Here is a 12441-nt window from a genome sequence, read left to right as displayed (position 1 = left end):
GCATAGGCATGGCCGCCACCGGTGTAGCCGATCGCCGTCATGCCTGCGGCGACCGCGCCCTGAATGCCGAAGGGCGAGTCCTCGATGACGATGCAGTCGGCCGCATTGGCGTCCATCCTGGTGGCGGCGAACTGGCTGATCCCAGGTCATGATGGGCCGGATCGTGGGCCGCCGCTTGTTGCGTCGCCCAGCACCTTGGTCGGGCTACCGCAGGGTATAATGATCCAAATCGACAAGCTGTCAGAGGCTAGATTGCGCAAATCCAATGCCTATGCTTGAAGCCGCCGCTATTTCATTCCACATCGGTCAGGATGAAGAGCGAGACAGGAGAACGGCGGCATCTGTTGTGGGCTTTGCCCGCATCGCTGATCCTGCATGCGCTCATCGCTGCGTTCCTGGTCTACAAATTCCCGGCGCCTCCCCAACAGCCGCAGCAGGAACAGGCGGTAAACGTCGCACTCGTGCCTGCGCCCGATCAGCCAAAGCCGAGACCCGCGCCGGCGCCGCCCCCAAAGGAGCCCAAGGCCGAAAAGCCGCAGGAAACGAAGGTTGAAAAACCGCCCGAGCAGAAAGTCGAAAAACCACGTCCGCCGGAAAAGCGACCTCAGAAGCCCTCGCCAGTTGAGGTTTTGAAGCCTGTTTTTCAGTTCGGCGACAAGGATACCGGCCCCAGGAAATCCCTGGATGGGGGCAGCGCTCTAGACAACTCGCCGTCACCGGCCAAGGATGATTCGAAGCCGCCTGTCGTGCCGAAGCAGGCGGAGAACCAATCCGCCACTCCGGTAGACTCCGAGGGCCGGCCAGATTCAACCAAGGCCGACGAGAAGCCGGCAACCGCGAAGGACGCCGAGCCCACACAGGAGACGCAGGCAGCTTCAACCGAGGAGATAGATAAATCACAAGCAGCCAAACAGGAGGCGGAGAAGCAGGCGGCGCTCGATGCCGCCAAGCAACGGGGCGCGGCACCAGCGCCTTTGGCTGCCGATGGCGGCGGCAGCGAGATCGACCTTCCCACATCAGCCGATGCGCCGAAGCCCAAACCCACAAATGCGCCGAAGCCCAGCCCCTCAAAGCCCTCGAAGTCTGCATCTCGGAACGCTTCGGGCCTCCCAGGCGTCCGCAAGCTCTATTCACAGGGCGCTACCGGCGATGCGGTGGCCACGACCTCGAAGGGCGGCGTGCCTCGCGGCCAGCGTGCCGCCAAACTTTGCGCCAGCGCGTTGCAGCAGCAACTGCTGGACGCCTCGTATTTCCCCGAGTTGATCCCAAGTGTTCCGCTGAAGGTCGGTAATATCCTCGACGCCCCGGATGTCGCCTTCCGCACGACAACCACATGGTACCATCTGGGCTTCCGGTGCGAGGTCGACACCGGTGCGACGAGGGTCTTGTCCTTCAATTTCCGTGTCGGGCCAGTGATCCCGGCCGACGAATCGGTCCGCCTTGGACTGCCTGTTCGCTGACAGATTAGGCCGGCACACCGAGCCCGGCCAATTGCCGGCTAACTTCTTCCCAGTCGGCGCAGACGAAATCGGCACCGGCAGCTGTCAGCCGCGCGGCGTGCTCGGCATAGGTATGGCCGCCGCCGGTGTAGCCGATCGCCGTCATGCCGGCGGCGACCGCGCCCTGAATGCCGAAGGGCGAGTCCTCGATGACGATGCAGTCAACGGGATTGGCGCCGATCTTATCCGCTGCGAAGAGGAAGATGTCCGGCGCGGGCTTGCCGTTCTTGACCATCGAGGAACTGTAGATCGCATCGCCGAAGAAACGCGCCAGCCCGGTCACGGCAAGGCTGTGGTTTATACGCTCGACGGAGGAGGACGAGGCAACGCAGCGGTCGCCCGCAAGCGTCTCGAGGAACGCAGCGATTCCCGGTGTCGGCTTCAATTCCTGCGAGAACAGCACCTTGGTCTCGGCCCAGATGTCGCCGTCCGCCGCCGCCGGAAACTGGTGGCCGGTCAAATCCTTGATCCTGGCGATGATATCGGACTGCTTCATGCCGATGCATTGGGCGATGATGCTGGTGTTGACACCGGGCATGCCGTGCTTTTCGTAGACGCGCTCATAGGCGCGGGCGGCCAACGGCTCGCTGTCGACAAGGACGCCGTCGCAATCGAAAATAATAGGCCTTGGTCGCGCCACGCGTTTCCCTCTCGAGTCAATTTTCGCACATCGCTATCGGCAAAAAGTCAAATGTTCAATAGCGCGTGCGTTTTTGAGGGCGCGAAGAGCGGGCTCAAAGCTGGCGCAACGCATCGCTCGCACGGGAAGACCCGAGCGCCCGTTGCATGGCTTGCCGGGACTGCGCGCGATCCGGGGTGATCCAGTTCGGTTCGGCGCCGAGAAAGCGGTCGAGGAAAGCCACCGCATAGGCCGGCATCTCGGTCACGTTCTCGCGATAGGACCACCATGTGCGCAAATCGTCGGCGCATTTGTCGATGCCGGGTGCCGTGCCGAATTCCTGCTCGTGGATCGCCGAAATCACCGAGACGCAGTAGTTGGTGTAGAGGAAACCCTCCGGCCAGAAGCGGACGATTTCCAGCGTGCCGGCGTTCGTATCCGTCTCGACCAGCTGGGTGAGGCCGGAGATTTCTTTTGCCGGCGCCTGTTTTATCAACTCGCGCAGCACGAGGCCGGCGGCAAAGACGATGAAGTCGGCGCGGTCGATCGCGGCGAAGCGCTTCTGCGCCTCCATGATCTCGACCCAGTCGAGAAAGGCCCTGGTGAGCTTGACCTCGTCGATCTCGAAGCGCACGCCGAACGTATCCGAGACCACCTTCGCGCTGCCGCGAAAGGTGGCGCGGAACCAGCGCAGCTGCCGCAGCCGATGGCGAAGATCGGGCATCAAGGCCAGTTCGTCCCTGAAGGGCAGATCCATGTTCCTCGTATCCTGTTTCCCGGTCAGCCTAGCACAACGGTGGCACGGCCGAAATCGGTCAGCGCCCTTGTGGATGACCGCAGCCGAGGCCAATATCATACATATTGACATTCTCGGAAACAAATGTTCTCACTTTGCTGTTGTCACGCGCCGGTCCAAGGTGCGGTTCAACTGAGGCTTCGGGAGGAGAACCGAATGGCGATTTGGCAGTGGGGACTGCTTCTGCTGGTTATTGTGTGGGCGCTGCAGTCGCTCGGCGTCTGGCTGCAGATGCGGCACTATTCGGATGTCTTCAGGGGCGTCACCGACCAGTACAAGGAGGGCTTCGTCGGAGCCGGCAATTTTCGCGGCCGGTTGGCCAAGGGCACCATCGCGCTCGTCGTGGTGACGCCCGATCTGATCGTGCGCCGCCTGATGGTGATGAGCGGCCGTTCCGTCTTCACCAAGTTCAAGAGACATGAAGAATTCGAGGGTGTTCCCCTCGATAGACTCCGGTCCAACCCTGCAATCATGGGGGAGGGGGAACCCGGTGTGGCCGAGGCCGTGAAACGGGCGATCGAACAGATCGACAAGACACGGTCGGAGCCGGGGAAGAAGCCGGGCCTGTCCGGCTTGAACATAGCAAGGGCTTAGGGCCGGAGAATTTCGGGCTCTAAATCAAAGGGATAGAGGACGCCGCGCACCGACTGGGATCAACCGGCGGGTGGCATAAGGAGGAGAAATGTCTGTATTTTCGTTGTTGGCGCAGCATGCCGACATGGCCGTGCACAATCTGCATGTCGCAGGTGCCATGGTCTCGGATGCCGCATTGCATGGCAAGCTCGCCGTCGAGCATGCCTCCGACCATCTCGTTGTCCTCGCACAAGCGGACAGCGGACCGATCACCGTCGATCAGTTCAAGGAAAAGCTGAAGGACGTCCAGCAGGAAGAGCAGCTCGGCTGGTTGACCGCCATCGGCAAGTACTTCATCGGCATCTTCCAGAAGGGCGGCGAGGTCTTCGCTGGCTTCGTCACCGGCATCATCCCGACGCTGGTGGTGCTGATGACGGCCTTCTACGCGGTCACCGAACTGGTCGGTGAAGAGCGTGTGCATGGTCTGGCGCGCGGCGCCGGCCGGATCGCGCTGACGCGCTACACGCTGTTGCCGCTGCTGGCGGTGTTCTTCCTCACCAATCCGATGGCCTATACGTTCGGATCGTTCCTGGAAGAAAAGCACAAGCCGGCCTTCTATGACGCGGCCGTGTCCTATGTGCACCCGCCGCTCGGCCTGTTCCCGCACATCAATCCCGGCGAGTATTTCGTCTGGGGCGGCATTCTCGTCGCGCTGCTGGAGCTGGAAAAGAAGGGCGTCGTCGTCGCCGGCTACCACGTCAAGGTGGCGATCTGGTACGCCATCGTCGGCCTCGTCGTCATCCTGCTCAAGGGCATGCTGACCGAACGCATCACCGCGATCATGGCACGCCGCCAAGGCGTCGAGCTGTAAGGGCGGGGAGGACATCATGGCCAAGACATACAAAGCCGTAAGGATCACCCAGGGCAAAACCGGCTGGGGCGGCCCGCTCGTGATCGAGCCGACCGAACAGCGCAGCAAGATCGTTTCCGTCACCGGTGGTGGCATTCACCCGGTGGCGCAGCTCATCGCCGACATGACCGGTGGCGAAGCCGTCGACGGCTTCAGGGCGCCGCCGATCGAAAGCGAGATGGCGGTGGTCGTCGTCGACTGCGGCGGCACCGCACGATGCGGCGTCTATCCGCGCAAGCGCATCCCGACCGTCAATCTGACGCCGGTCGGTCAGTCCGGACCGCTGGCCCAGTTCATCACCGAGGACATCTACGTTTCGGGCGTGAAGCCGGCCAACATCACAATGGCGGACGGATCCGAAACGATCACGACTGCAGGGGGAGCAGCAGCGATGAGTTCAAGCAACAATGCGGCCGCGGCACCACAGCCGCTGCCGAGCGAAGGTGGGCTGATCGGCCTCATCAGCACGATCGGCCGCGTCATGGGACGTATCGTCGGCATCTTCTTCAATGCCGGCCGTCGCACCATCGATCAGGTCATTCGCAACGTGCTGCCGTTCATGGCGTTCGTGACCATGCTCATCGGTCTGATCCTGTATACCGGCATCGGTGATGTGCTGGCGCAGCCGATGGGTCCGCTGGCCAACAACATCGTCGGCCTGCTGATCATCTCGGCGATCTGCGGCCTGCCGTTCCTGTCGCCCATCCTCGGGCCAGGCGCTGTCATCGCGCAGGTCATCGGCGTTGCCATCATCGGCCCGCAGATCGCCAACGGCACGATCTCGCCGGCGATGGCACTGCCGGCGCTGTTTGCCTACAATACCCAGGTGGGCTGCGACTTCGTCCCTGTCGGCCTGGCGCTCGGTGAGGCCAAGCCGAAGACGATCGAAATCGGCGTTCCGGCGGTGCTCATCAGCCGCCAGATCATGGGGCCGGTTTCGGTGCTGATCGCCTGGGTCGTCAGCCTGATCGTGTTCTAAGGCAATTCCGGGAAAAGCGCACAATGCTTTCCCGTGGAAATTGCGTCAAAACAAAGAGATAGAGCGGTTCACCGCTCTAGGGAAAGTTGAGAAAATGAGGTTCGCCATATGACGGTTCTGCTGAGAACACGGGTCACTGCCATCGGCCCAGAAGTGGCGGACCTTGCCGAAGGGGGCGTGGTCATCCTGTTTGCGGATGGCTCGCCGCCGGAGCTTGCCGAGGTTTCGGTGCTCCACAAGGCGGAGCAGGGACCAAGTGACGGAGCGCCCGCCAAGGGCGCTTCGATCACCCTCGGCCCGGTTGCCGCTGTTATTACAGCGGTCGGCTCCAGCGCGTGGAGCAAGGTGCTGGAAATGGGCCATGTCGTCATCTCGTTCAACGGCGCTACCGAGGCCGAGAGGCCGGGCGAGATCTGTGCGTCGCAAGTCGATCCGCTAGCGCTCGTGGCCGCCCTGAAGACCGGCGCGATCATCACCATCGCCGCCTGACAGCATTCGCGCCGCGGCCTATGTTGGGAGCGGCGCCCAAAACCAGAGTATTTGCCATGGAACGCTCGACCATCGTCAGAGTGCATGAAGGTTTGCACGCCCGTCCCGCGACGCGGTTCGTGAAGCTCGCCAAGGGTTTCGAATCCGACGTCGAACTGGTCAAGGACGGCAAGGCGGTCAGTGCCAAGAGTTCGGTCAAGCTGATGCTGCTGGCGGTCAAGGAGAACCAAGAAGTCACGGTGCGGGCGAATGGCGCCGATGCCATCGAGGCGCTCGAGGCGCTGATCGGCTATCTTGAGAATCCGCGGGCCGGCCTCGACGATGAAGCGGAAGCGCAGAGCCCGGCGAACGATGCCGGGCAGGAAGCGGAAGCGGCACCCGCGCGCGGATCCGTGCCGGCGGCACTTGACGGGGCAAACCGCCTGCGCGGCGTGGCCGCCAGCGAAGGTTTCGCCATCGGCCCGGCCTTTGCGCATTTCCCAGCCGATATCGCTGGCCAGGGCCGCATGTTGCAGGCCGAGGAGATACAAGGCGAGATCGACAGGTTCCGCACGGCCGTCGGCGCGGTCCAGGCCCGCATGGATCATGCGTTGGCGCAGGATAGCCTGTCGGCTGGAGACCGCGGCATCGTCGCAGCGCTGCGCGATATCGCCGCCGACGACAGCCTGACCGGCGAGGCCGAGGGCCTGATCAAGGGCGGCAATGACGCGGTCTCCGCCGTCATCACCGCCGCATCCAACATTGCCGCCGAATTCAGCGCGGTCGACGATCACTATCTCAACGCGCGGGCGGACGACGTTCATGCGGTCGGGCGGCAGATCTGCCTCGTGTTGCTGGGGCAGGACGATATCAGCCTCGAAAACATCCCCGAAGGCGCTATCCTGATCGCCGACGACATCGGTGCCTGGGATCTGGCACGCGCGCCGCTGAAGCGTATCGGCGGCGTGGTGTGCGGCCATGGCGGCGCCACCTCGCACATCGCCATCATCGCGCGCTCGCACGGCATTCCGGCAGTGCTCGGCCTCGGCGGCCAAGTCAATGCCTTGCGCACCGCGCGAGAGGTCGCGCTCGATGGCAATGCCGGCCATGTGATCATCGACCCCGACGAGGCGACCCGCGCCGATTTCGCCGGCCGCGTCGAAGCGGCGGCAAAGGAGCGCGCCGGACTGACCATCTTCAAGACGGTGACGCCGAAGCTTGCCGACGGCAGGATCATCGAGGTCGCGGCCAATATCGGCTCACTTGAGGAAATCGAAGCGGCGCAAGAGGCTGGTGCCATGGGCATCGGCCTGTTCCGCACCGAGCTTTTGTTCATGCGCCATATGCATCTGCCCTCGGAAGACATGCAGGCCGAGGCCTATGCGGCGCTGGCCAAGGCTTTTGCGCCTTATCCGGTCATTGTGCGCACGCTCGACATCGGCGGTGACAAGCCGATTGCCGGCATCGAATTTCCCGACGAGGAAAACCCCTTCCTCGGCTGGCGCGGCATCCGCATGTGTCTCGACCGGCCCGACATCTTCAAGCGCCAACTGCGGGCGCTGCTGCGCGCCGCCGTGCACGGCAACATCAAGGTGATGCTGCCGATGGTGTCCGACATCTCAGAGGTCAGGCAGACGCGCGTGCTGGTTGACGAATGCACGGCCGAGCTGAAGGCCGAAGGCGTGCCGCACGCGTCATTCGATCTCGGCGTCATGATCGAAACCCCGGCCGCCGTGCTGATCGCCCCGACGTTGGCCAAGGAGGTTGCTTTCTTCTCGATCGGCACCAACGATCTGACCCAGTACATCATGGCCGCCGACCGGCTCAATCCGACCGTCGCCAGGCTCAACGATGTCACCAATCCAGCCGTCATGTCGGCGATCGAAATAACGGCAAAAGCCGGCGTCGCCGCCGGTATCATGGTCGGCATGTGCGGTGAGGCGGCCGGCCGTCCCGATCTCATTGCGACCTTCGTGAAGATGGGACTGACCGAACTCTCGATGAGCCCGGCTTCCATCCAGCGCGCCAAGAAAGCGATCATGGCCATGGCCGCTGAAGGCTAGCCCAGACCGGCTAATTACGGCAGATGGGCAAGCAAGGTGGCGAACACCGGTGTCAGTTCAGCGATCGGGTTTGCCTTGGCGCAGGCCTGAACGATGCGGTCGTGGCGAATATCCGCCGCCAGGATCGCGATCTCCAGCATATCCGGCTCCGGCGCACCGTCGCTGCCGGTGGTCGCCAGGCCGCAGGCCAAAGCGAGCGGCGCCAGGCAGCTTATGTCGAGCGCCCGGCCGGCAATCGCGGCCGGCGTTTCCGGCACGGTCTCGGCAAAGCGAACCGGACGCTGGCTGAGGCACTCGACCAGCAGCGCCGAACAGGTCGCAGCGATTGCCTGCAGTCCGGCGCCTGGCGCGGCCAAGGCGGCCAGGAGGTCGCCATGCCGCTTGCGCATCGTGGCATGGACGGCCGCGAAATCGGCTTCGTGGATGCGGGCATTGTCGATGTTCAGGCCGGCAAGCACCGCCTTGGTCAGATAATACATATCGCGCCGGAACAGGCGCTCGGCGCTCAGCTGGCGGTCCTCATTGCCGATCGGGAAATAGGTGCCGAGGCCCTTTACCGTCGTGCCGTCCACCTTGATCGGGCGCTCATGCGGGACGAAAGCTTCAGCGATCGACAGCGCCTCGTCGACGGCACTCGCGGCATGGCTGAGCAGGCCTTCGATGCCCTTGCCCGGAAACGGCGGCAGATGGCTGGTTGCTTCGCGCAGGATGCTGGCATCGCCGCTGCCGTCATGGCGGCTCTGGCGGATGATTTCGCGGACTTCCCGCAGCCGGTCCTTCAGATTGACGCGGACATCTTCGGAGATTTGTCGGAGCATCGCGGATCGCCTTGAAATTTGCTGCGGATAGCCGCCAAGCGGGGCAGCCGCCACTCTCTACATTGTTCCTATCGATTGGTAGATCAATAGGCGATACTAGACCAGCATGGAGAATCGGCGGCAGCGCGCTCGTCCGTCGCCGCAGGGGAGAGACAGACTTGGGCAGACGACGACAGGGCGAAAGCGAAGACGGTCGAGGCGAGGCAACCGAGCAGGTCGCCAGCGAAAGCCGGACGGATCGCCTCAGGATTCGCGCCGCCTGGATGTATTTCGTCGAACAGATGACGCAGAACGAGATCGCCGACGTGCTCGGCGTCGGTCGCGTCACCATCGTGCGCATGCTGGCGGATGCCCGGGCGCGCAACGAAGTGAAGATCACCATCGAGAGCGAATTGTCGGAAATTGTGCGGCTTGAGCGCGCGCTGGAGAAGACGTTCGGGCTGCAGCAGGCGCTGGTGGCGCCGCTTTCGGCACCCGATGCCGATCCGATACCGGCGATCAGCGCCAAGACCGGCAGTTTCCTGTCGGACACGATGAAGTCCGGGATGCGGGTCGGCGTCGGCTGGGGGCAGACGCTGTTCTCGAGCCTGCCCTTCATCAGCGCCAAGTCGCTCACCGATTTCAAGGTGATTTCGCTGCTTGGCGGTGTCGGCGTCGTGCGCCGGGTAAACCCAGCCGAGTTCGCCTGGCGCTTCGCTCAGATATTCCAGGGCGACGGCTATCTGATGCCGACACCAGCCGTCGTCGACAGCGTCGAGACCAAGATCGCACTGATCGAGCGCTGCGGCCTGCAGGAGATTTTCGAAATGGCCGACGTGCTCGATGCCGTTCTGCTGAGCGTCGGCGGGATCGCCTCGGCCACCACCTTCTCTCGTGGCGGTTTCCTCAAGGAGGCGGATCGGGAGGCCCTGCTTGCGCGTGGCGCCGTGGGTGACCTCCTGTTCCATTTCTTCGACCGCAACGGCGATCTGGTCGACCATCCCGTCAACAGCCACGTGATGTCCGTGGATGTCGACCGTCTGCGCAAGGCGCCGATCCGTATCCTCACCTCCGGTGGCGAGGAGAAAACCGAAGCGCTGCTCGGCGCCATGACCCTCATCGCCCCAACCATCCTGATCACCGACGAGGAGAGCGCGCGCCGCATGCTGGAAGCGGTCAGCGGAAGCTGAAACTGTCCGTGATGTAGTCCGGCCAGGCCTGTTGTTCGTCGAAAACAGCGGCGAGATCCGGTGTGTCCGCCAGTATTCCGCTCAGCACCAGCGCGGTGGCGATGCCGGTGCTGTTCCCCCCCGATATATCGTGTTCGACGCTGTCGCCGACGCAGACCACGGTGCCACGGTCCGGCTCGCCGGCCAGCGCCAGCGCGGCTTCGAAAATCGCCTTGTCGGGCTTGCCGATACGGGTAACGCTGCCGCCCAGGCTTTCATAGAGATCGGCCAGACGGCCGGCGCCGAAGCGAGGGCCAACGGCCGTCAGCATGACGATGTCGGGATTGGTGCAGAAACACGGCACCCGCCGCTCTGCAGCCGGCGCGAACAGCCTGCGATAATGGTCGAGGTCAAAGCGGTCACCCTCGCTGGCCGCGATCAGCACCAGTTCGGCCTCATCGCCGGACCCGGTCAGCACAAAAGGCAGGCCCTCGATCGCGGAGCGGTCAGCTTCACGGCTGATCAGCAGACATTTTGTCCCTGGGCGCAGCTTCCCCGAAATCGCCATCTGCCTGAAGGATCGCCACGCCACCTCGCCGGAAGAAACGAAATGATCCCAGCTTCCCGCTTCGAAGCCGAGTTTCATGAGCCGGCTTTCATTGGGTCGTGCCCGCCTGCCGGAGTTCGAAACCAGCACCACGGTCTTGCCGGCGCGCTTCAGCGCCGACAGCGCTGCCACCGCGCCTGGATAGGGCCGTGTGCCGTCATGCAGCACGCCGAACTGGTCGAGCAGGAACACATTATAGCGCTCCGCCAGCGGCCCGATGCCGTCGAGACGTTCGATCGTTTTGGCGCTCATAGGAGTCCTGCCCGGCTTGCACCCATCAGCGCCAGCCGCGCCGTGCCGGCGGCGGCCTCGTCGGAAAGCGCGGGCAGGAAATCGACGCCGAGCCTGCGCCGCCGGATTGCCGTCCAGGCCGGGTTCGCCGCCCCGCCTCCGACGCTCCTGACCGATATCAGCGCGGGCGCGCCGAGTTCGGCAAGCCTGTCATAGCCGAGCGCTTCGATCGCGGCGATGCCTTCGAACATCGCTTTCAGATAATCGGCGTCATCCGCCGGCCGGGGCGCAAGGCGAGGCGGCAGCGCCGGATCGGCGATCGGAAATCGTTCGCCCGTGGCGGGAAGCGGATAGTAATCGAGGCCGGTGTCGGTCTCCGGGTCGATTGTCGCGCTGAGTTCGATGATACGGGCGAGCGGAAAATGCTGAGCCAGCACCTTGCCGCCGGAATTCGACGCACCGCCTGCCAGCCAGGCGTTGCCGAGCCGGTGGCTGTAGATGCCGAAGCGCGACGCCGAAATCGGCCGGTCGGACAGGATCTTGATGGTCAGCGAGGATCCCAGCGCAGTGACGCCGTCGCCGATCGCGGCAGCACCGGTCGCCAGGAACGAGGCGCAGCCATCCGTGGTGCCGGCGACGACGGCCACATCGCGCGGCAAGCCGAACAGTTCTCCGGCTTCCGCGGTGAGGGCGCCGGTGACTTCGCCCGGTTCGGCCACGCGCGGCAGCAACTCCACGCGCATTCCGGTCGCCGCGATCCATTCCGGCCAGCGCCGGGCCTCGACATCATAGCCTGTCTTCAGGGCATTGTTCTCGTCGCTGACGTCGAAGCGGCCGGAGAAGTTTCCGGCAATCCAGTCGGCCTGATGCAGCACCGCCGCAATGTCCGGCAGATGCTGGAAGCGCAGGGCCTTGGCGAGGCCGGATGTCGCTCCGTGCGCTGCACTTGCAGCCGGCGCGGTGCGGGCGATAGCGGCCAGGATGTCGTCGTCATCGACCTTGTCGTTGTACATCAGCGGTTCGGCCAGCGGCCGCCCGGCGGCGTCGACCGGCAGCAGCGTGCCGGAGGTGCCGTCAACGGCGATGGCGCGGACCGCCGTGCGGTCGATGCCGGAAAGCAGCTCCGTCAGCACCGTCTTGACCGCTTGCCACCACGCCGTGGGAGCTCGCCCATCGCTGCCAAACCTGTCGAGTGGGACGGCCGCGTGCCCGGCTATGGAAAAATCCGGGCGCATGGCGACGGCGCGCGCACCCGATGTGCCGATGTCGATGCCGATGACAAGTGGCATCATGCCCATGCTAGCCGCCAGCCGCGTTGAGCTTCTGGCGATATTGCTCGGCGTCCCAGTTGACCAGTTCGTCATTCTCGGAAGCGGTGAGATAGTTCAGCCGCGCGGCGACATCGATGCGCGCCGTCACGTCGGCGAGGCAGCGTTGCATGGCATCGGCGCCGGCACTGGCGTCGCCGCGCATCAGCACGCCTGCGCCGGGAAACAGGATCGCCGCAGGCGACGTGCCCAGTCGTGCAATGACATCGGCCACGGCCTCGCCTGGTTTCGCCACGACGGAGCCCTGGCCGAGGAAGATGACGTGGTCCGGATAGAGGCTGCCGGCCTGCGCCATGCGGCGGCTCTCAGGGTCGAGCGCAATCGCATGCGCTTCGACAGCGGCCGGTAATCTGTAGCCGCTGCCGCCGGCAAGCGCCGCCAAGGCGTCGAGGTCTGGTGCGG

At 64.1% G+C, this 12441-nt stretch carries 12 protein-coding genes and 2 pseudogenes; 7 read left to right on the top strand and 7 right to left on the bottom strand.

Features of this window, described 5'->3' with window-relative positions:
• A pseudogene (locus EOB59_RS30860) lies at positions 1 to 131 on the bottom strand (HAD-IA family hydrolase); the annotation flags it as partial.
• A 180-nt stretch (positions 132 to 311) separates the two neighbouring features.
• Between EOB59_RS30860 and EOB59_RS30855 the strand changes: the two are divergent.
• The gene (locus tag EOB59_RS30855; RefSeq protein ID WP_128289992.1) at positions 312 to 1460 is read left to right on the top strand and encodes a DUF930 domain-containing protein; all 1149 of its coding nucleotides are present in this window, start codon (positions 312 to 314) and stop codon (positions 1458 to 1460) included.
• A gap of 4 nt (positions 1461 to 1464) precedes the next feature.
• Here EOB59_RS30855 and EOB59_RS30850 read toward each other — a convergent pair whose 3' ends face one another.
• Both EOB59_RS30850 and EOB59_RS30845 read right to left on the bottom strand, forming a co-directional pair.
• Positions 1465 to 2139, bottom strand: a complete 675-nt coding sequence (locus EOB59_RS30850) for an HAD family phosphatase (protein WP_128289991.1) — start codon at positions 2137 to 2139, stop codon at positions 1465 to 1467.
• A 94-nt stretch (positions 2140 to 2233) separates the two neighbouring features.
• Positions 2234 to 2875 (bottom strand): hypothetical protein, encoded by a 642-nt coding sequence (locus EOB59_RS30845; RefSeq protein ID WP_128289990.1) that lies wholly within the window; start codon positions 2873 to 2875, stop codon positions 2234 to 2236.
• Between the two features lie 195 nt (positions 2876 to 3070).
• On the opposite strand from EOB59_RS30845, the gene EOB59_RS30840 reads away from it, so the two are divergent.
• From EOB59_RS30840 to ptsP, 5 genes are all read left to right on the top strand, one after another.
• Positions 3071 to 3508 (top strand): transcriptional regulator GutM, encoded by a 438-nt coding sequence (locus EOB59_RS30840; protein WP_127809108.1) that lies wholly within the window; start codon positions 3071 to 3073, stop codon positions 3506 to 3508.
• A gap of 88 nt (positions 3509 to 3596) precedes the next feature.
• Positions 3597 to 4358, top strand: coding sequence for a PTS glucitol/sorbitol transporter subunit IIC (locus EOB59_RS30835; protein WP_013529328.1), 762 nt, complete (start codon positions 3597 to 3599; stop codon positions 4356 to 4358).
• A 16-nt stretch (positions 4359 to 4374) separates the two neighbouring features.
• On the top strand, positions 4375 to 5376 hold the full coding sequence (locus tag EOB59_RS30830; RefSeq protein ID WP_127397282.1) for a PTS glucitol/sorbitol transporter subunit IIB: 1002 nt from the start codon (positions 4375 to 4377) through the stop codon (positions 5374 to 5376).
• A gap of 108 nt (positions 5377 to 5484) precedes the next feature.
• The gene (locus EOB59_RS30825; RefSeq protein ID WP_128289989.1) at positions 5485 to 5865 is read left to right on the top strand and encodes a PTS glucitol/sorbitol transporter subunit IIA; all 381 of its coding nucleotides are present in this window, start codon (positions 5485 to 5487) and stop codon (positions 5863 to 5865) included.
• Between the two features lie 56 nt (positions 5866 to 5921).
• On the top strand, positions 5922 to 7907 hold the full coding sequence (ptsP, locus tag EOB59_RS30820) for a phosphoenolpyruvate--protein phosphotransferase (protein ID WP_128289988.1): 1986 nt from the start codon (positions 5922 to 5924) through the stop codon (positions 7905 to 7907).
• Positions 7908 to 7921: 14 nt separating this feature from the next.
• Here ptsP and EOB59_RS30815 read toward each other — a convergent pair whose 3' ends face one another.
• Positions 7922 to 8725 carry a hypothetical protein gene (locus EOB59_RS30815; protein ID WP_127397272.1) on the bottom strand — a complete coding sequence of 268 codons (804 nt, stop codon included), beginning with the start codon at positions 8723 to 8725 and terminating at the stop codon, positions 7922 to 7924.
• A 158-nt stretch (positions 8726 to 8883) separates the two neighbouring features.
• Here EOB59_RS30815 and EOB59_RS30810 point away from each other — a divergent pair, with 158 nt between their 5' ends.
• Complete coding sequence (locus tag EOB59_RS30810; RefSeq protein WP_023811047.1) at positions 8884 to 9894, top strand: sugar-binding transcriptional regulator; 1011 nt, start codon at positions 8884 to 8886, stop codon at positions 9892 to 9894.
• On the opposite strand, the gene EOB59_RS30805 is transcribed toward EOB59_RS30810, so the two are convergent.
• The 3 genes and pseudogenes from EOB59_RS30805 to EOB59_RS30795 all read right to left on the bottom strand — a co-directional run.
• Positions 9881 to 10732: a TIGR01459 family HAD-type hydrolase gene (locus tag EOB59_RS30805; protein ID WP_127397271.1), complete on the bottom strand. Its 852-nt coding sequence runs from the start codon at positions 10730 to 10732 to the stop codon at positions 9881 to 9883. The genes EOB59_RS30810 and EOB59_RS30805 overlap by 14 nt on opposite strands.
• Complete coding sequence (locus EOB59_RS30800) at positions 10729 to 12003, bottom strand: FGGY-family carbohydrate kinase (RefSeq protein WP_164873941.1); 1275 nt, start codon at positions 12001 to 12003, stop codon at positions 10729 to 10731. The genes EOB59_RS30805 and EOB59_RS30800 overlap by 4 nt, the downstream gene beginning before the upstream one ends.
• 7 nt (positions 12004 to 12010) lie before the next feature.
• Positions 12011 to 12441, bottom strand: a pseudogene (locus EOB59_RS30795) (class II aldolase); the annotation flags it as partial.

This window comes from Mesorhizobium sp. M7A.F.Ca.MR.176.00.0.0 (assembly GCF_004023165.1).
Taxonomy (GTDB): domain Bacteria; phylum Pseudomonadota; class Alphaproteobacteria; order Rhizobiales; family Rhizobiaceae; genus Mesorhizobium.
This window is presented reverse-complemented; position numbering and strand designations above follow the sequence as displayed.